Origin of the sequence: Pseudovibrio sp. WM33 (assembly GCF_001623165.1) — a bacterium.
Lineage (GTDB): Bacteria > Pseudomonadota > Alphaproteobacteria > Rhizobiales > Stappiaceae > Pseudovibrio.
This window is the reverse complement of record NZ_LMCK01000157.1, coordinates 1-229: the sequence shown is the minus strand read 5'-3', so window position 1 is coordinate 229 and position 229 is coordinate 1. Positions and strand designations below refer to the sequence as shown.

At 53.7% G+C, this 229-nt stretch carries 1 protein-coding gene; it reads right to left on the bottom strand.

From position 1 onward, the window contains the following. Positions 1-19: 19 nt before the first annotated feature. A partial coding sequence (locus PsWM33_RS27600) for a hypothetical protein (RefSeq protein WP_193778488.1) occupies positions 20-229 on the bottom strand: 210 nt, incomplete at its 5' end.

The window sequence follows — 229 nt, the reverse complement described above, 5'->3', positions numbered from 1 at the left end:
TTCAGGCTTTGTGTCAGGCTCATTGCAACTGATCCTTTTCAATAGTGTGGCGTTGAACGGTGAGAAGTGAGGATGCAAGAGACGCACCCAAAATAAGCTGCTCGGTGCGGGTGTTCGTTTGGTGGTCAACCATGCCTTCCAGCACCTCAATCCGGCGCAGCAACTCGGCCTGACCAGTCTGAGCAATGGAAAGCGCCTTGCTCAGACTGCGCACGGTATGATTGAGCTG